Source organism: uncultured Phyllobacterium sp., assembly GCF_902479695.1.
Classification (GTDB): Bacteria; Pseudomonadota; Alphaproteobacteria; order Rhizobiales; family Rhizobiaceae; genus Phyllobacterium; species Phyllobacterium calauticae.
In genome coordinates this window covers 57374-74722 of sequence record NZ_CABSQF010000005.1, presented here as the reverse complement: position 1 = coordinate 74722, position 17349 = coordinate 57374, and the positions used below count along the sequence as shown (strand labels likewise).

The 17349-nt window shown below is 59.6% G+C and carries 18 protein-coding genes; 13 read left to right on the top strand and 5 right to left on the bottom strand.

Annotated features, from left to right (window positions below):
* Position 1: 1 nt before the first annotated feature.
* Positions 2-1309, top strand: a complete 1308-nt coding sequence (locus RDL77_RS04835) for a DUF3422 family protein (protein ID WP_223611705.1) — start codon at positions 2-4, stop codon at positions 1307-1309.
* On the opposite strand, the gene RDL77_RS04830 is transcribed toward RDL77_RS04835, so the two are convergent.
* Together RDL77_RS04830 and RDL77_RS04825 are read right to left on the bottom strand one after the other, a co-directional pair.
* A complete protein-coding gene (locus RDL77_RS04830) occupies positions 1310-2209 on the bottom strand; it encodes a LysR family transcriptional regulator (protein ID WP_288192004.1) in 900 nt (299 codons plus the stop codon).
* Between the two features lie 32 nt (positions 2210-2241).
* The gene (locus RDL77_RS04825) at positions 2242-2793 is read right to left on the bottom strand and encodes a hypothetical protein (RefSeq protein WP_288192002.1); all 552 of its coding nucleotides are present in this window, start codon (positions 2791-2793) and stop codon (positions 2242-2244) included.
* Positions 2794-3000: 207 nt separating this feature from the next.
* Between RDL77_RS04825 and RDL77_RS04820 the strand changes: the two genes are divergently transcribed.
* Genes RDL77_RS04820 through glcF form a run of 3 tightly spaced genes read left to right on the top strand, consistent with a single transcriptional unit; the run spans position 3001 to position 7082 of the window.
* Positions 3001-4497: an FAD-linked oxidase C-terminal domain-containing protein gene (locus RDL77_RS04820; RefSeq protein WP_223611701.1), complete on the top strand. Its 1497-nt coding sequence runs from the start codon at positions 3001-3003 to the stop codon at positions 4495-4497.
* Between the two features lie 46 nt (positions 4498-4543).
* The gene (gene glcE, locus RDL77_RS04815; protein ID WP_288192000.1) at positions 4544-5755 is read left to right on the top strand and encodes a glycolate oxidase subunit GlcE; all 1212 of its coding nucleotides are present in this window, start codon (positions 4544-4546) and stop codon (positions 5753-5755) included.
* 1 nt (position 5756) lies between these two features.
* Entirely contained in the window at positions 5757-7082 is a 1326-nt protein-coding gene (gene glcF / locus RDL77_RS04810) for a glycolate oxidase subunit GlcF (RefSeq protein WP_288191998.1), read from the top strand.
* 72 nt (positions 7083-7154) lie between these two features.
* Here glcF and RDL77_RS04805 read toward each other — a convergent pair whose 3' ends face one another.
* Complete coding sequence (locus tag RDL77_RS04805) at positions 7155-7949, bottom strand: L,D-transpeptidase (protein ID WP_288191996.1); 795 nt, start codon at positions 7947-7949, stop codon at positions 7155-7157.
* Between the two features lie 195 nt (positions 7950-8144).
* Between RDL77_RS04805 and RDL77_RS04800 the strand changes: the two genes are divergently transcribed.
* From RDL77_RS04800 to msrA, 6 genes are all read left to right on the top strand, one after another.
* Entirely contained in the window at positions 8145-8792 is a 648-nt protein-coding gene (locus RDL77_RS04800) for a DNA-3-methyladenine glycosylase I (RefSeq protein ID WP_288191995.1), read from the top strand.
* A gap of 134 nt (positions 8793-8926) precedes the next feature.
* Positions 8927-10441 carry a histidine--tRNA ligase gene (gene hisS, locus RDL77_RS04795; protein WP_288191994.1) on the top strand — a complete coding sequence of 505 codons (1515 nt, stop codon included), beginning with the start codon at positions 8927-8929 and terminating at the stop codon, positions 10439-10441.
* Positions 10442-10447: 6 nt separating this feature from the next.
* Positions 10448-11578 carry an ATP phosphoribosyltransferase regulatory subunit gene (locus RDL77_RS04790; RefSeq protein WP_288191993.1) on the top strand — a complete coding sequence of 377 codons (1131 nt, stop codon included), beginning with the start codon at positions 10448-10450 and terminating at the stop codon, positions 11576-11578.
* The gene (gene hisG, locus RDL77_RS04785; RefSeq protein ID WP_288191992.1) at positions 11575-12270 is read left to right on the top strand and encodes an ATP phosphoribosyltransferase; all 696 of its coding nucleotides are present in this window, start codon (positions 11575-11577) and stop codon (positions 12268-12270) included. Before RDL77_RS04790 ends, hisG begins: the two co-directional genes overlap by 4 nt.
* Before the next feature lie 112 nt (positions 12271-12382).
* Positions 12383-12877, top strand: a complete 495-nt coding sequence (msrB, locus tag RDL77_RS04780; RefSeq protein ID WP_288191991.1) for a peptide-methionine (R)-S-oxide reductase MsrB — start codon at positions 12383-12385, stop codon at positions 12875-12877.
* A 21-nt stretch (positions 12878-12898) separates the two neighbouring features.
* Positions 12899-13585, top strand: a complete 687-nt coding sequence (gene msrA, locus RDL77_RS04775) for a peptide-methionine (S)-S-oxide reductase MsrA (protein ID WP_288191990.1) — start codon at positions 12899-12901, stop codon at positions 13583-13585.
* A 63-nt stretch (positions 13586-13648) separates the two neighbouring features.
* Here the strand turns inward: msrA and RDL77_RS04770 are convergent, their stop codons facing one another.
* Both RDL77_RS04770 and fumC read right to left on the bottom strand, forming a co-directional pair.
* Positions 13649-14065, bottom strand: coding sequence for a DoxX family protein (locus RDL77_RS04770; protein ID WP_288191989.1), 417 nt, complete (start codon positions 14063-14065; stop codon positions 13649-13651).
* 106 nt (positions 14066-14171) lie between these two features.
* Positions 14172-15563 carry a class II fumarate hydratase gene (fumC, locus tag RDL77_RS04765; RefSeq protein WP_223611690.1) on the bottom strand — a complete coding sequence of 464 codons (1392 nt, stop codon included), beginning with the start codon at positions 15561-15563 and terminating at the stop codon, positions 14172-14174.
* Positions 15564-15638: 75 nt separating this feature from the next.
* Between fumC and RDL77_RS04760 the strand changes: the two genes are divergently transcribed.
* The 3 genes from RDL77_RS04760 (at position 15639) to RDL77_RS04750 (ending at position 17340) form a co-directional block, all read left to right on the top strand.
* On the top strand, positions 15639-16499 hold the full coding sequence (locus RDL77_RS04760; protein WP_308526370.1) for a helix-turn-helix domain-containing protein: 861 nt from the start codon (positions 15639-15641) through the stop codon (positions 16497-16499).
* 69 nt (positions 16500-16568) lie between these two features.
* Complete coding sequence (locus RDL77_RS04755; protein WP_288191987.1) at positions 16569-16976, top strand: SRPBCC family protein; 408 nt, start codon at positions 16569-16571, stop codon at positions 16974-16976.
* 10 nt (positions 16977-16986) lie between these two features.
* On the top strand, positions 16987-17340 hold the full coding sequence (locus tag RDL77_RS04750) for a VOC family protein (protein ID WP_288191986.1): 354 nt from the start codon (positions 16987-16989) through the stop codon (positions 17338-17340).
* The last annotated feature ends 9 nt before the right edge of the window (positions 17341-17349 follow it).

The following is a 17349-nucleotide window of genomic DNA, read 5'->3' as shown; positions in this document are numbered from 1 at the left end:
TATGAAGGGGAAAAGACTGAAAACCGCAGCGGCGTTTTCAAATTCCGCCACGAGTCCGGGTGTGATGGGCTTTCCGGGGCATGCGGAGCGTTCCGTGGCGCTGGGAGAAGTGCATGCGCGGCCCTATCCATTGATCGATACGCCGCGCATTCTTATCCAGCTTGCATTCATGACCGAGGGCGGGTCCACCGTCGATCATGCGGTTCTGGCGGAACTCAGCCGCAGCATAGGTGTAGCCTCTCCGGCGCGCGATGCCCGTCACCACATCATGCCCTGGGGCAATGGCACGCTGCGCTGGGAACGGCACACGGAATTCTCGACCTATCTGTGGGAAGGTCCGCTGCCGCGCACCGGCCAGGCAGCACAGCATCCCTTCGGAGAAGGCTTCAATCCGCCCGGCACGGTGATCGACGGTGTGCGGCTGGAGATCATCCGCAAGGACGCTGGCGCCGCGGCTTTGATTGAGGCATTCGATCCGACAAGCCTCTGCTACAGCGATGTCGAGAATGGGCTTGCCTCCATCGTGACGGATTTCCGGCAGGACGGTGACGGAATGACCCGCATTCTCATCCTCGATGACGGCCTGTCGCCCGCCCGTGCCGGCGCCTTGTCGCAGCGTGTGATCGAAATCGAGACCTACCGTACGCTCGCCATGCTCGGACTGCCGCTGGCGCATTCCCTGTCGCCGCGCATTCGCCGCATCGAAGACCGCCTGGCGGGCCTGACGACGGAAATGCGCGCGCCGGATGCCGACAATCACAAACTGTTGGACGAGTTGACATCGCTTGCGGCGGAACTCGAAGCCGATGCGGCCTCGAGCCTCTACCGGTTCGGGGCGAGCCGGGCCTACAATGGCATCGTGCTGGAACGGCTGGCCGCGCTGCAGGAAGAGCCGGTCACCGGTTATGAAACCTGGGCGGCGTTCATCCAGCGGCGCATGGCGCCGGCCATGCGCACATGCCATTCCGTCAGCGGAAGACAGGAAAACCTGTCGGAAAAGCTGTCGCGCGCCGCCACGCTGCTGCGCACGTCGGTGGACGTGGAACTGGAACGGCAGAACCGTGATCTCTTGAGCTCGATGGACCGGCGCGCGCAATTGCAGCTGCGCCTGCAACGGACGGTGGAAGGCCTGTCGGTGGCCGCGATTTCCTACTATGTCGTTGGCCTGTTCTATTATCTTGCCAAGGGTGCCGAGGCCTATATGCCGGAACTGCACTCGTCGGTTGTCACCGCGGCGTTCGTTCCCATAGCGATCCTCGCCATGTGGTTCGTGGTGAAATCGATCCGCAGATCGCACAAGGATGAATGATCAGACCCGGTCCCACGGCGCCACGGGGCCGTAAAGGCCCGCGAGATAGTCGATGAACACCCGCACCTTTGCCGGGAGAAACTGCCGCGAGGGATAAATCGCATAAATCGCGATATTATGCGAAGCGGCATAGTCGGTCAGCACGCGCACCAGCTGGCCGGCGGCAAGCTCCGGCCCGATATCCCAGGTGGAGCGCAAGGCTATGCCAAGCCCGCCAAGCACCGCGGCGCGCACCACCTCGCTGGAATTGGTCAGGATCGGCCCGGTCGGGCGCAGGGATACGCTGCCATCCGGTCCGTTCAACCGCCAGGGGTCGCCATTGTGCGCGGCGAGGCAGATGTGGTTGTCAAGATCGGCGATGGAGTGCGGGGCTCCGTGTTCTGCGATATAGCGCGGCGACGCGACAAGATATCGTTGCACCGGCGCGAGCTTGCGCGCCACCAGGCTGGAATCGGACAGTTCGGCAATGCGGATGGCAAGATCATAGCCTTCACCGACGATATCGACGAATTCATCCGTCAGCACGAGATTGATGGACAGATCGGGATTGGCCCGCATGAAGGGTTCGAGATGCGGCGCAATATGCATGCGCCCGAACGTGGTGGGCGCCGAGACTTTCAGCAGGCCATGTGCCTGTTCGGAACGGCGCGATACGAAAGCTTCCGCTTCCTCGACGCCCGACAGGATCGCCAGGACCCGCTCGTAATAGCCTTGCCCCGTTTCGGTCAGGGCAATCTGCCGGGTGGTGCGCTGCAGAAGGCGCGTACCCAGCCGTTCCTCAAGCCGCCGCAGCCGCTTGGAAATGACGGCGGGCGATACACCGAGCTCCCGCCCTGCCGCGGACATGCTGCCGGATGAAACCACGCGCGCAAAAATTTCCATGTCATTCAGATGATCCATCGGCGCACTCTTTCCGCGGGATCAGTACAAGGTCAAGCCCCTGAAGGGCCTGCCGCCCGGCGATAGGCGATGGCGCGCAGCAGCGGAACGCAGGGAATGTACAGCATCGCGCCGGAAATCCAGACAAGGCCGTTCCAGTCGGTCCGGGTGGCGGCGTAGATGGCGGTATACGCCACCGGCCCGATGATGCCGGTCAGGCTTGTTGCGCTGGCGAGGATGCCCTGAACTTCGCCGAGCCTGGTTTCATCCACCTGCCGCGTGATGATCCACAGCGCTGCGGGGATCTGGCCAACAAGCTGCATGAGGGTGAACACGACAATGAGCGGCGTCAGGTTTTTGATGCCAGTCGCCCAGCGGAAACCACCCAGCGGACTGAAGTTTTGAACCGCAAGCGGCGTTTTTACACCTTTGCTGGTTTCCGGCAGGAAGAAAAGCGCGAGCAGGAAGTTGACGCCGTTGAGCGCCATGGCCAGCAGAAACGGATAGTGGATGCCGAATCCTCCGGCAATGCCGCCGAGCAGGGGACCGGCGATGAAACCGAGGCCGAAACAGGCGCCGATCATGCCGAAGCGCTGCTCGGTCAAGCCTTCTGGAAGCTTGAAAATGTCTCGCCGGATGAAGGTTTTGAATTCGGGCTTGTCGCGCTTGTTGCGGGCTTTGAAAGTCTGCTGTGAGACGCGTCACTTTGGCTGTGTGCCACCTCCGTTCAACAGTTTAGACTGTTTACAAACTCGAACGGACACTGGTAAACATAATTTACCAGTTGAAGGGGTTTGCTGGGAGGAGGTTTCATGTCCGGATTGGTGATGCCGAAGGCCGATGCGGCGACTATGTCGCGCCGCAAGGAGATCGTTGCTGCCTTGCAGGCCATCGTTCCGGGTGAAGGCGTTGTCGACGTTACCAACGAAATGCGCGCGTTCGAATCCGATGCACTGACCGCCTATCGCCAGCTTCCGCTCGTCGTCGTGCTGCCGCAGACCGTGCGGCAGGTTTCGCAAATCCTGAAATATTGCCACGACAACAATGTGAAGGTCGTGCCGCGCGGGTCGGGAACATCGCTGTCTGGCGGCGCCCTGCCACTCGAAGACGCGGTGCTGCTGGTCATGTCGCGGTTCAACCGCATCCTTGAAATCGATTATCCCAATCGCGTCGCTGTCGTGCAGCCGGGCGTGACCAATCTCGGCATCACCAAGGCGGTGGAGCACGAAGGTTTCTATTACGCGCCGGACCCCTCATCGCAGATCGCCTGTTCGATCGGCGGCAATGTCGCGGAAAATTCCGGTGGCGTGCATTGCCTGAAATACGGGCTCACGGCCAACAATGTCCTCGGGCTGGAGATGGTTCTGATCAGCGGCGAGGTCGTACGGCTTGGCGGCAAGCATCTCGATTCAGAGGGCTATGACCTGCTCGGCCTGATGACCGGCTCGGAAGGGCTGCTCGGCGTGGTGACGGAAGTCACCGTCCGCATCCTGCAAAAGCCCGCAACGGCGCGGGCCTTGATGGTCGGTTTTCCCTCAAGCGAAACCGCCGGGCAATGCGTTGCCGATATTATCGCTGCGGGCATCATTCCGGGGGGCATGGAAATGATGGATCGTCCGGCGATCCACGCCGCCGAGGATTTCGTCCATGCGGGCTATCCGCTTGATGTGGAAGCGCTGCTGATCATCGAACTCGACGGCCCGGCGGTGGAGGTCAACCACCTGATCGACATGGTCGAGAAGATCGCCGGCAGGAACGGCGCCTCCTCCTGCATCATATCGCAGAGTGAAGAGGAAAGGATGACGTTCTGGGCGGGGCGCAAGGCGGCCTTTCCGGCCGTCGGGCGCATTTCACCGGATTACCTCTGCATGGACGGCACGATTCCGCGCAAGGAACTGCCGCAGGTTCTGGCGGGCATGCGCGCGCTTTCGGAAAAATACGGGCTGCGCGTCGCCAATGTCTTCCATGCGGGGGACGGCAATCTGCATCCGCTCATCCTGTACGATGCCAATATTCCTGATGAACTGCGCAAGGCGGAAGATTTTGGCGCCGATATCCTGCGGCTGTGCGTCAAGGTGGGCGGCGTTCTCACCGGTGAACATGGCGTGGGCGTGGAGAAACGTGAGCTGATGCCGGAAATGTTCAACGAGATCGATCTCAACCAGCAGATCCGCGTGAAATGCGCCTTCGACGACAAGCACCTGCTCAACCCCGGAAAGGTTTTTCCGCAATTGCATCGCTGTGCCGAATTGGGGCGGATGCATGTGCATCGCGGCCAACTGCCCTTTCCCGATATTCCGAGATTCTGATCGATGCTGTTGAAGATATACACGTTTGAGACCATGGCGCGCTGACATGACCATATTGACCCCATCAACCGAGACCGAAATTGTCGAGGCGGTGCAATGGGCATTGTCCGAAGGCGCGCCGGTGGAAGTCTGCGGCCACGGTTCGAAGCGCGGACTTGGCCGTCCGCTGCAGACCGAGCACACGATTGCCCTGTCGAACCATTCCGGCGTGACGCTCTATGAACCGGATGAACTGGTATTGAGCGCCAGGGCCGGAACACCCATCGCGGAGCTGGAAGCCCTGCTTGCCTCCAAGGGCCAGGCCTTTCAATTCGAACCCATGGACTACGGACCGTTGCTGGGACAGGCGGCGGGGCAGGGCAGTCTTGGCGGTGTCCTTGCCGCCAACCTGTGCGGTCCACGCCGGTTGAAGGCGGGATCGGCCCGCGATCACGTGCTGGGCGTACGCGTCGTCTCGGGGCGCGGCGAACTGTTCAAATCAGGCGGCCGGGTGGTCAAGAATGTGACCGGCTATGATCTGTCCAAGGGCATGGCCAATTCCTGGGGTACCCTTGGCATTGCCACGGAAATTACCTTCAAGGTCCTGCCTGCGCCGGAAACGGAGACGACACTTGTTGTTCGCGGCCTGATGGATGATGAAGCTGCGCGCGCGATGGCAATCGCCATGGGGTCGAGCGGTGAGGTGGCATCTGCCGCCCATCTACCGGTGAACATTTGCGGACGCCTTGTCGACGGCATCCTGAAAGGCGAGGCTTCGACAATATTGCGACTGGAGGGATTTGCCCCATCCGTTGCCGATAGGGTGACCATGCTGCGGGGGCTGCTGTCCTCGGCGGGCGCTATTGAGGAAGTTTCCGGGGAGATATCGCGCAAACTCTGGCAGGAAGTGCGTGATGTCATTCCGTTTGCCGATGGAACCGAGCGGCCGGTCTGGCGCGTGTCCATGGCACCGATGGAAGCCTACAAGCTGGTGGCATCCATGCGCATGGGCGCTGCAGTCGATGCTTATTATGACTGGCAGGGCGGGCTTGTCTGGATGCGGCTTGAGGGTGAGCCAGAAGCCGAAGCGGTACGGGTATTGATCCGCAAATACGGTGGCGGCCACGCCACATTGGTGCGCGCACCCGCCGCTGTTCGCGCGGCCATTCCCGTCTTCGAACCGCAACCTGCCGCGCTCGCGGCTCTGTCAAAGCGGCTAAAACAGCAATTTGACCCGGGTGGAATCCTCAATCCCGGCCGCATGGTTGCAGGAGTGTAGTATGCAGACCAACTTCACACCGCAGCAATTGCTCGATCCCGGAGTTGCCGAGTCCGAAAAGATCCTGCGCAAATGCGTTCATTGCGGGTTCTGTACCGCGACGTGTCCGACCTATGTCACGCTGGGCAATGAACTCGACAGCCCGCGCGGCCGCATCTATCTCATCAAGGACATGCTGGAAAATGGCCGCCCTGCCGATGAGCAGATCGTCAAGCATGTCGACCGCTGCCTGTCCTGCCTTGCCTGCATGACCACCTGTCCGTCGGGCGTGAACTACATGCATCTGGTCGACCACGCCCGGGCTCACATCGAAAAAACCTACAAACGCCCTGTGATGAACCGTTTCATCCGGGCGCTGCTGGCTTTTGTTCTGCCGCATCCCGAGCGCTTCCGGCTGTCATTGATGGCAGCTAAACTGGGCCGTCCCTTCGCGCCGCTGTTCCGCGCCATTCCGGTGCTGAAGCCGGTCGCTGCCATGCTCGATCTCGCGCCGAAATCCATTCCGGTAAAGTCGCGCTTTGCCGCGCCGGGCCTGCACACGACTGCGCTGGAAAAGAAGGGACGGGTCGCGATTTTGACCGGCTGCGCCCAGCCCGTACTGAAACCCGGTATCAATGAGGCGACGATCCGTCTTCTCACCCGCTTCGGCATCGAGGTGGTCGTGCCGAAAGGCGAGGGTTGCTGCGGTTCGATTGTGCATCACATGGGCCGCGATGAGGCTGCGCTGGATGATGCCCGCCGCAATGTCGATGTCTGGACGCGGGAGTTGAACAATGGCGGGCTCGACGCCATCATCGTCACGGCTTCGGGCTGCGGCACGACGATCAAGGATTACGGCTATATGCTGCGGCTTGATCCTGACTATCGTGACAAGGCCGCCGTTATCTCAGGCCTTGCAAGGGATATCACTGAATATCTGACAACCCTTAATCTGCCGGCGCCTCAACAGCCTGCGGACATCGTTGTTGCCTATCACTCAGCCTGTTCAATGCAGCATGGCCAGAAATTGACACGGCAGCCAAAAGATCTGTTGAAGGCGGCTGGCTTTACCGTCCGGGAACCCGCCGAGGGGCATCTTTGCTGCGGGTCCGCCGGGACCTACAACATCATGCAGGCGGAGATCGCCGGCACGCTGCGCGACCGCAAGGTGAAGAACATCGAGGCCACGGGCGCCAGCGTCATTGCGACAGGCAATATCGGCTGCATCACCCAGATCGCCAGTGCCGCGAAGCTGCCTATTGTCCACACCGTCGAATTGCTGGACTGGGTCTATGGCGGGCCGCGACCTGAAGGCGTGCCGGTGCCTGTCCTGCACGCCGCCGAATAAAGAAAAGGCGGTGGTTCCAATGGAACCACCGCCCAGTTTCGGCACCGCCCCCGGTGCCGTCCCCACTAACTCTTACATCACAACGACTTTTGTGCCGACATTGACGCGTTCGTAGAGATCCGTGACATCCTCATTGCGCATGCGGATACATCCGCTGGATACGGCCTGTCCGATGGTCCAGGGCGCGTTGGTGCCGTGAATGCGGTACAGGGTATCGCCGAGATAAAGTGCGCGTGCGCCAAGCGGGTTGGCAGGGCCGCCTTCCATATGAGCTGGAAGAATACGGCCCTTGTCTTTTTCGCGCTCGATCATCGATGCGGGTGGACGCCAGTCCGGCCATTCCGCCTTGCGGGTGATGTTGTTGGTGCCGTTCCAGCCAAATCCCTCCTTGCCGACGCCAACGCCATAGCGGCGAGCCTGGCCATCCGCTTCGACGAGAAAGAGGAAACGCTGGGACGTATCGATAACGATGGTGCCGGGTGCTTGCGGTCCTTCATAGGCGACGGTCTGCGGCAGGAATTTCGGGTCCATGCTGCGTTTCTTGGGTTGTGCTTCCGTCGCGGGTTCTGCCGGACGGCGGAATGAAACCTCGCGTGCGGCCGGATTGCTGGCCTCTTCGGTCCGGGCAGGGCGCCGCGCCTCGCGGCGATTGACAATGGTTCCGCGTGCCGGTGGTTCGCTCAACACGATCCGGTCGCGTATATTGACCGATGTCCCGACGGGACGCTGGCGCAATTGCATTACCCACGGCGCGGAAAGATCCGGGCTCATGACCACCGGCGGCCGCGTGGCGTAGCGCTCACTGGCATTGGCTTGGAATGTCACTACGGTCAGACAGGAGGTCAAAAGCAGCAATGCGGTCTTCATCGGGCAATTCTCTTGGCAATCAACACTCCTGACAGGATTTGTCAGGTTTCGGATTGAGTTTGCCTGCGCCCCGGTAGAAAAAAGTGAACGAGGATCAATAAAAACCGATTCTTTCCGGAAACTATTTGTTGTGGTTACCGGATGGTTTCAGTCACTGGTTAACGCCAGGTGAACATGTTCCGAAAGGGCAGGCAGATGACAGACGAAGCGCCGGTAAAAACGGGATTGATGACAGGCGATGATGGTGAAACCAGATGTTCCTGGCCCGGCGCTCTGCCTGAATATATCCATTACCACGATCATGAGTGGGGACGGCCCGTAACGGACAACTACCGCCTTTTCGAAAAGATATGTCTGGAAGGCTTTCAATCCGGCCTGTCGTGGCTGACCATCCTGCGCAAGCGCGAGAATTTCCGCGAGGCGTTCGACGGTTTCGATTTCGAGCGCATCGCCCGCTACGGCGAGAAGGATATCGAGCGGCTGCTGGCCAATGCCGGGATTATCCGCCATCGCGGCAAGATCACCTCGACCATCAACAATGCCAAGCGCGTTCTTGAACTCCTCGAAGAGAAAGGCTCGCTTGGCGCATACTTCTGGAGCTTTGAGCCGCCTGTTGAGGAGCGGCCCAGGCTTGTCGACTATGGCACGCTGGTGGCCAATCCGACGACACCGGCATCGGTACGGCTTTCCAAGGATCTCAAGAAGCGCGGATTCAGCTTTGTCGGGCCCACCACCATGTATGCACATATGCAGGCCATGGGGCTGGTGAACGATCATGTGGAGGGCTGCAAGTGCCGGGCGGAGATCGAAAAAATCCGCGCGAACTTCAAACGGCCTGTGTGATCCTTCGATTGGAAGTTGAAAACGGCATGCGTGCTTGCTTTGCTGCGGCAATTGCGAGCCGGTAATTCCTTGCCCTCAATGCCCTGATCGGTTAGAGCAAACTCCAATTCACTTCAGGGCATCGGATCAAAATCATGACAACGAAGGCAGACAGATTGAAGGCGCGGCTGCCGCGCGGTTTTGTGGACCGGATTCCGGATGATCTGCGTGCCGCCGAAAAGATGATGGCCGATATCCGCAAGGTCTATGACCTCTACGGCTTCGAGCCTGTCGAAACGCCGCTCATTGAATATACCGACGCGCTCGGCAAGTTCCTGCCGGATCAGGATCGGCCGAACGAAGGTGTGTTTTCATTCCAGGACGATGACGAGCAGTGGCTGTCCCTGCGCTACGACCTGACAGCGCCTTTGGCGCGTTTTGTGGCCGAAAACTTTGAGAGCCTGCCAAAGCCCTATCGCAGCTATCGTGCGGGTTGGGTCTTCCGCAACGAGAAGCCGGGTCCCGGTCGTTTCCGCCAGTTCATGCAGTTCGATGCCGATACGGTCGGAGCGCCTTCCGTCTCGGCGGATGCGGAAATGTGCATGATGATGGCCGATGTAATGGAAGCTGTCGGCATCAAGCGCGGCGATTACGTCATCCGCGTCAACAACCGCAAGGTGCTGGACGGTGTGCTTGAATCCATCGGGCTTGGCGGCGATGACAAGATGGGCCAGCGTCTGGTCGTTCTGCGCGCCATCGACAAGCTGGACAAGTTCGGCGTTGACGGCGTGCGTCTTTTGCTCGGCAAAGGCCGTCTTGACGAAAGCGGCGACTTCACCAAGGGCGCGGGTCTCGACGAAACCGCAATCTCCAAGGTGCTGGCATTTACCTCAGCTGGTGGCGCCAATGGCAGCGAGACCATCGCTAATCTGGAAGCCGTCGTGGCCGGAAATGACAAGGGTGTTGAGGGTGTTGCCGAACTGGCCACCATCGAGGCCCTGTCTTCGGCTGCCGGTTATGGCGCGCGCGTCCGTATTGACCCGTCCGTGGTACGCGGCCTTGAATACTACACCGGCCCTGTCTTTGAAGCCGAACTGACCTTCGACGTGACCAACGAAAAGGGTGAAAAGGTCGTTTTCGGTTCCGTTGGTGGCGGCGGCCGTTATGATGGTCTGGTATCGCGCTTCCGAGGCGAGCCCACCCCTGCAACGGGCTTTTCCATCGGTGTATCGCGTTTGATGACGGCGCTGAAGAATCTGGGCAAGCTCGATACCTCGGATAATGTCGGGCCTGTTGTCGTGCTGGTCATGGACCGGGATACGGCAAGCCTCGGCCGCTACCAGAAGATGGTTTCGGACCTTAGGCAGGCGGGCATTCGTGCTGAAATGTATCTCGGTGGTTCCGGCATGAAGCCGCAGATGAAATATGCCGACAGGCGCGGTGCGCCCTGCGTGATCATTCAGGGCTCGCAGGAACGCGACAATGGCGAAGTGCAGATAAAGGACCTTATCGAAGGCGCGCGTCTTTCGTCCGAGATCGAAGACAATACCGTGTGGCGTGAAGGCCGTCAGGCACAGATTACCGCCAAGGAAACTGATCTCGTCGCGGAAGTGCGCAAGATTCTCGAAGCCCAGGCTGAGGATCGTGCCAACGCCTTGAAGGCTGGCTGATCCGATATGACCGGTTCCCGCGCTCCTGCCTTTGCCAGTGACCTTGCCGCGCTGATTTCCGCGCGGGATGCGGAGCTTGTGGATATTCCGGTCATTCAACCAGCCGACCAGTTTCTGGATATGGCGGGCGAGGATTTGCGCCGCCGGATTTTCCTCACCGAGAACGAGAACGGCCAGAGCCTGTGCCTGCGCCCGGAATTCACCATTCCGGTATGCCGCAACCATATCGAGCTCAATGCTGCTACACCCAAGCGTTATGCCTATCTGGGCGAAGTCTTCCGCCAGCGGCGCGAGGGCGGCAATGAATTCTTTCAGGCCGGGATAGAGGATCTGGGCGATGCCAACCGCGCCCGGGCCGATGCCCGTTCGCTGGCGGATGCCATTGCCTCAATCCGACTTGTCGCGCCGAAAGCCGAGCTTGAAACACTGCTCGGCGATCAGGCGATTTTCGAAGCTGTTCTGGCGGCACTGGGTCTGCCGCGCGGCTGGCAGAAAAAGCTGGCGCGCGCCTTTGGCAATCCGGGACAACTGAAAAGCCTGCTTGCCGATCTTTCGTCCAGCCAGAAGAACGGTTCTCTGCCCGACCGTCTCACTGCGCTGGTAGCGGACGGTGATGAGGCCGGACTTGCCGCCGCGCTGGAGCAGGACATGCAGGTGGCTGGTCTGTCACCCGGTGCCGGGCGCAGCCCGCATGAGATTGCACGCCGCCTGATCGAAAAGGCCAATCTCGCCTCGGTCAAGTTGCCGGCACAGGCTTTCGCTGCACTTGAGACATTTCTTGCCATCCGGGTGCCGTTAAAGGCCGCTTCAACACACCTGCGCAATTTCTCGCGGGCCAATGAGTTTGATCTCGGGCCGGCGCTCGATCAGTTCGAGGCCCGTGTTGTTGCCGTGCGCGAGGCGGGAATCGAGCAGGAAAACATCGTCTACGATGCCGCCTTTGGCCGTCCGCTCGATTATTACACCGGTCTTGTCTACGAGACTCGCGCGCTCGCCAATCCCGATGTCGGCGCCATTGTCGGCGGTGGGCGCTATGACCGGCTGCTGACCATGCTTGGTGCCGTCGATTCCATTCCCGGTGTCGGTTTTTCGATCTGGCTGGATCGGCTGGAGAAAATTGCCGGAGATGCGCCATGACCATTACCCTTGCGCTTCCCTCCAAAGGCCGCCTCAAGGAGCAGGCACTTGAAGTGCTTGAAAAGGCTGGACTGAAAGTCATCCTGCCCAAGGATCAGCGCAATTATCGTGCGCAGGTCGAGGGTGACAGCAGGATCGATATCCTGTTTCTGTCGGCCTCCGAGATTGCCCGCGAGCTTGGCTACGGCAGCGTTGATCTTGGCGTGACGGGTGAAGACCTGATCCGCGAAACCCTGTCAGTAGCAGATGAGCGTGTGCAGATCGAAGCGCGGCTGGGTTTTGGTCATGCGGATGTGGTCGTGGCGGTTCCTGAGGTCTGGTACGACGTGTCGACCATGGCCGACCTTGATGACGTGGCTGCCGAATATCGTCAACGTCACGGCAGGCGTTTGCGGATTGCCACCAAATACTGGCGCCTGACCCAGCAGTTTTTCTCGCAGATGCACGGCATCCAGGTTTATCGCATTGTCGAAAGCCTCGGCGCCACCGAGGGTGCTCCGGCGTCCGGCTCCGCCGATATCATCGTCGACATCACGTCGACGGGTTCCACCCTGCAGGCCAATCATCTGAAGGTTCTGGAAGACGGCATCATCCTCAAATCCGAGGCATGCCTGGTTTCCTCGCGCCGCAGCGCCGATCCCGCAGCGGTTGCGGCCCTCGCGCAGCGCATACATGCGGCAATGGCGCTCTAAGCATCAACTATCCGTGATATCAGGCGGGTTTTGTAACTTTTATTCCCTTCCATACGTATTCCCTTGCAGATGACTGGTATGTTTCGGTCATCCTGTTCAGGGAGACTATGTCATGATGACACGCCGATCACTTTTTGGCGGAGCTGTACTGGGACTTGGAGCGCTGATTGCAGCGCGCTTTTCCACCGAGCCCAAAGCCTATGCTGCAGGTACGTTTGAAGTTGAGCATACGGACGACGAATGGAAGAAGCTGCTCACCTCAGACCAATATGATGTGCTGCGCCAGGAAGGCACGGAACGTCCGTTCACCAGCCCGCTCAACCACGAAAAGCGCAAGGGAACGTTTGCCTGTGCCGGCTGTGACCTGTCGCTCTTCGACTCCGATACCAAATTTGACAGCGGCACAGGCTGGCCGAGCTTCTGGTCGCCGATCAAGGGCGCCGTGACTGAGGTAACGGACCGCTCCTTCGGCATGTCCCGCACGGCCGTCAACTGCCATCGGTGTGGCGGCCATCTCGGCCATGTCTTTGATGACGGGCCGAAGCCGACGGGCCTGCGCTATTGCATGAACGGCGTTGCCATGACCTTCAAACCAGCTGCTGCCTGATATCAGGAAAGGATTATCATTATGAAACTGCGTCAAATCCTGCTCGCTTCGTGCCTGTTCCTGACACCGGCTGCGGCCTTTGCCGAAAGCATTACCATGGTTCCGCCGCCCGCCATGGACCAGACGGCAACCGCAAAGACGGAAACGATCGTTCTCGCCGGCGGCTGCTTCTGGGGCGTGCAGGGTGTCTACCAGCACCTGAAGGGTGTCACCAATGCCGTGTCCGGCTATTCCGGCGGCAAGAAGGAAACCGCGAGCTACGAGATTGTCAGTTCCGGCAACACAGGCCATGCGGAATCCGTCGAAGTGACGTTCGATCCCAAGGTGGTCAGCCTCGGCAAGATCCTGCAGGTCTATTTCTCCGTGGTGCACAATCCGACAGAGTTGAACCGGCAGGGCCCGGATTCGGGAACGCAGTACCGTTCGGCGATTTTCACTACGACTGACGATCAGGCGAGGATCGTCAACGCCTATATTGCGCAGCTTGATAAGGCAAAGGCCTATTCGGGACCGATCGTCACCAAGATTTCCGCGCTGGACAAATTCTATCCCGCGGAGGGCTATCATCAGGATTACGCGACGCTGCATCCTTCGCAGCCCTATATCGCCTATTATGATCTGCCGAAGATCGAGGGCCTCAGCAAACTCTTCCCGCAGGACTACCGGGACAAACCTGTTCTGGTCAGCGAGGCGAAAGCGTCAAACTGACGGGCAACCGGGACAATAAAAAGGCCGCGTTAAGCGGCCTTTTCTATGTAACACGGATCGATTTCAGCGAAGCTTGGCATCGACCGAAAGCGTGCCTGCACCATGCTGGGCCAGAACGAAGAAACCGCCGGCGATTGCAAGGTTCTTGAAGAAGTTGGTCTGGTTCGCCTGATCCCAGGGAACCAGATGAGCAACAAGCGCTGCACCGATGGTGAAGACACCGAGAAGGATTGCAGCATAACGGGTCTTGAAACCGAAGAGAACGGCAAGGCCGCCGACGAGCTCAACGAGACCGACGATAACAGCTGTTACCGTTGGCAATGGCAGGCTCTTGGCTGCAAAATATTCAGCTGTTCCAGCAAGGCTGGTCAGTTTGTTGAAGCCTGCAGGGATGAACAAAAGAGTCAGCAGAATGCGGCTGATCAGCGTGACGATGGCATTGCTGGACGTTGTCGAGGTGGCAAGTGCGTTGTCTGACATGGGTCGTTCTCCGAAATTTGTCGTGACAATCGATAACTAAAATCGATTGTCAAACAAAGCTACTATTTTCTCGACACATTGTTCACAATGAAATGATTTTCTCTTTTCACTCCGGTGCAATCATGCGTTCAGGGCGAACGAGACGGTCATAATCCTCGGCCGAAACGTGGCCGCTGGCCAGTGCTTCCTCGCGCAAGGTCGTGCCATTCTTGTGGGCGGTCTTGGCGATTTTGGCTGCATTGTCATAGCCGATGGCGGGCGCAAGCGCCGTGACCAGCATCAGGGAACGCTCGAGCAGGTCCTTGATGCGCACTTCGTCCGCTTCGATGCCCTCGACGCAATTGTCGGCGAAGGACACCATCGAATCGGCGAGCAGGCGGATCGACTGCAGGACGTTGAGGGCAATGACCGGCTTGAACACGTTGAGCTCGAAATGGCCCTGGCTGGCTGCAACCGTCACAGTCGTCTGGTTGCCAAATACCTGTGCCGCGACCATCGTCAGCGCTTCCGCCTGGGTCGGGTTGACCTTGCCCGGCATGATCGACGAGCCCGGTTCGTTCTCCGGCAGCTTCAGTTCACCGAGGCCGGAGCGCGGGCCTGAACCCAAAAAGCGGATGTCGTTGGCGATCTTGAAGAGATCGGTGGCAAGCGCGTTCAGGCTGCCGTGGAAGTTGGCGAGCGCGCCGTGGCTGGCAAGCGCTTCGAACTTGTTCGGTGCCGTCCTGAAGCTGAGACCGGTGATATCCGACACCGCTTCGGCAAAGCCCGTATCGAAACCAACCGGTGCATTGAGGCCGGTGCCGACGGCTGTGCCGCCCTGCGCCAGCAGGAACACATCGGCAAGGCTCTGTTCGATGCGCTTGCGGGCATATTCCAAAGCGGCGCGATAGCCGGAGAATTCCTGGCCGAGCGTGACTGGTGTCGCATCCTGCGTGTGCGTGCGGCCGATCTTGATGATGTCGGCAAAGGCCTTTTCCTTCTTCGCCAGGGCGGCGGTCAGATGGTCAAGGGCAGGATAGAGCCGCTTGGTCGCCTCGACGGCAGTGGCGATATGGATGGCGGTCGGGAACGTATCGTTCGACGACTGGCTCATGTTGACGTGATCGTTCGGATGAACCGGCTTCTTCGAGCCCTTTTCCCCGCCGAGCATCTCGATGGCGCGGTTGGAGATGACTTCATTGGCGTTCATGTTCGACTGGGTGCCGGAACCGGTCTGCCAGACGACGAGCGGAAAATGATCGTCCAGCTTGCCTTCGATGACTTCTTCCGCCGCAACGGTGATGGCGCGGCCGGTGACTTCATCAAGCTTGCCGAGCGCCATGTTGGTCTCTGCGGCAGCGCGCTTGACGATGCCAAGGGCGCGGACGAGCGGGATCGGCATTCTTTCGCCGCCGATCTTGAAATTATGCAGCGAGCGCTCGGTTTGCGCGCCCCAGTATTTGTCCGCGGCGACTTCGATGGGACCAAACGTATCTGTTTCGGTGCGGGTATTGCTCATCGTGCTTTCTATCCTGTTGGAAGTTGCCGGAAGAACTACTGCTAACCTCCGCGCGAGGCAAGGTTTGCCAGGAGAATGTTGTTCTGGAAATCGTTCGGCAATGGGATAAAATCGATTATACGGCGGTCTGCGCAAATGAAAATTTCGGCAAGGTTACCCATGAATTCACCCCAGGAGACGCCTGTTCTTGCCAATTGCTCGGGACAGTATCGTGAGTCGGCGCCCCAGGCAGCGCTGAGGCCACATTTTCTCTGTGTCTGGAGCCATGTAAGCCCGCATGCTTGGGGAAAGCCGGTGACCGTTGTCCCCGATGGTTGCGTCGATATTCTGTGGTCGCAAGGCCGTTTGAGCGTGGCCGGTCCCGATATCGTACCCCATGTGGTTGATCCGGGTATTACGAGCGTTGTCGGCATGCGTTTCGCGCCGGGCGCCGCCGCAAAATGGCTCGGCCTGCCCATGTCCGAACTCGTGGGATTGCGCGTTGATCTCGGCGAATTGTGGGGTGCAAAAGCCGAGGCGCTTGTGGACACGCTGAGCCCGGTGCAATCGGAGACAGAGGCAATGCAACGGCTGGAATCGGCTATTGCCGCAATGGCGGATTCGATGGACCGGCCCGATGCGGTCATGGCCCGTACCTTTTCGGCGCTCGGCCGGGTGGGTGAGGGGTCGCACGTTTCCCGGCTCGCAAGGCTTTTCGATATGAGCGAACGCACGTTGCGGCGGCACTGCCGGACACATTTCGGCTATGGTCCGAAGATGCTCGAACGCATCCTGCGCTTCCAGCATTTCCTCCGTTTGGCACAGTGCACGCCGGAAAGCAGCCTTGGCATGCTGGCATTTGAGGCGGATTATGCCGATCAGGCGCATTTGAGCCGGGAGGTAAAAGCGCTGGCGGGCATATCGCCCGGCGATGTCGTGCAGCAGATGGCGGCCTGATTGGCCGTTTTGTTCAAGACAGGCCGGTGCGATAAGCGATAGGTAACATGCAAATGGGGAGGACAGGCCGTGGTGACGCGTGACTCGCGAACTCTACAGGTTTCCATCGAACGGGATTGGCATGCGGTCTACGACTTCGCGTCCAATCCGGAGAATGTGCCGAAATGGGCATCCGGGCTGGCATCCGGTTTGCAGAAGCTCGGGGATGAGTGGCTTGCGGATGGGCCGGTCGGGAAGTTGCGCATCCGCTTCGCCCCGTTGAATGCCTATGGGGTTCTGGATCATTGGGTTGTGACGGAGACCGGCGAGGAGGTCTATGTGCCGTTGCGCGTGATCCCGAACAATGATGGCTGCGAGGTCAGTTTCACGCTGTTCCGCATGCCTGACATGAGCGAGGGCAAGTTTGCGGAAGACGCCGCATGGGTTTTGCGAGATTTGACGGCATTGAAAGCCGTTTTGGAAACGCAGCAGATATGAAGGACGGATGATGGCTCAATCGGGTAGGGACAAACGGATCGACTATATCGAATTCAACGTCAGCGACATCGGCCGCATGCGCGCATTCTATGGCGAGGCGTTCGGCTGGACATTCAAGGATTACGGTCCGGCGTATTGCGAATTTTCCGATGGCAATCTCACGGGCGGCTTTGCCGCCGGCGGTGACGTGCGAACCGGCGGCCCGCTGGTCATTCTGTTCGCCGATGACCTTGCCGATGCCCAGAAACGTGTCGAAAGCGCCGGCGGGAAAATCGTCAAGCCTGTTTTTGATTTCCCGGGCGGGCGGCGCTTTCACTTCGCCGACCCGGATGGCTATGAACTCGCGGTCTGGTCCGACAAATAGGCAGGCTGT

Bases quoted from the DNA above. Each gene is read 5' to 3' on its own strand.
- RDL77_RS04835 (WP_223611705.1), top strand. From the start codon at position 2: ATGAAGGGGAAAAGACTGAAAACCGCAGCGGCGTTTTCAAATTCCGCC.
- RDL77_RS04830 (WP_288192004.1), bottom strand. From the start codon at position 2,209: ATGGATCATCTGAATGACATGGAAATTTTTGCGCGCGTGGTTTCATCC.
- RDL77_RS04820 (WP_223611701.1), top strand. From the start codon at position 3,001: ATGTCCGGATTGGTGATGCCGAAGGCCGATGCGGCGACTATGTCGCGC.
- glcE (WP_288192000.1), top strand. From the start codon at position 4,544: ATGACCATATTGACCCCATCAACCGAGACCGAAATTGTCGAGGCGGTG.
- glcF (WP_288191998.1), top strand. From the start codon at position 5,757: ATGCAGACCAACTTCACACCGCAGCAATTGCTCGATCCCGGAGTTGCC.
- RDL77_RS04805 (WP_288191996.1), bottom strand. From the start codon at position 7,949: ATGAAGACCGCATTGCTGCTTTTGACCTCCTGTCTGACCGTAGTGACA.
- RDL77_RS04800 (WP_288191995.1), top strand. From the start codon at position 8,145: ATGACAGACGAAGCGCCGGTAAAAACGGGATTGATGACAGGCGATGAT.
- hisS (WP_288191994.1), top strand. From the start codon at position 8,927: ATGACAACGAAGGCAGACAGATTGAAGGCGCGGCTGCCGCGCGGTTTT.
- RDL77_RS04790 (WP_288191993.1), top strand. From the start codon at position 10,448: ATGACCGGTTCCCGCGCTCCTGCCTTTGCCAGTGACCTTGCCGCGCTG.
- hisG (WP_288191992.1), top strand. From the start codon at position 11,575: ATGACCATTACCCTTGCGCTTCCCTCCAAAGGCCGCCTCAAGGAGCAG.
- msrB (WP_288191991.1), top strand. From the start codon at position 12,383: ATGATGACACGCCGATCACTTTTTGGCGGAGCTGTACTGGGACTTGGA.
- msrA (WP_288191990.1), top strand. From the start codon at position 12,899: ATGAAACTGCGTCAAATCCTGCTCGCTTCGTGCCTGTTCCTGACACCG.
- RDL77_RS04770 (WP_288191989.1), bottom strand. From the start codon at position 14,065: ATGTCAGACAACGCACTTGCCACCTCGACAACGTCCAGCAATGCCATC.
- fumC (WP_223611690.1), bottom strand. From the start codon at position 15,563: ATGAGCAATACCCGCACCGAAACAGATACGTTTGGTCCCATCGAAGTC.
- RDL77_RS04760 (WP_308526370.1), top strand. From the start codon at position 15,639: ATGTTGTTCTGGAAATCGTTCGGCAATGGGATAAAATCGATTATACGG.
- RDL77_RS04750 (WP_288191986.1), top strand. From the start codon at position 16,987: ATGGCTCAATCGGGTAGGGACAAACGGATCGACTATATCGAATTCAAC.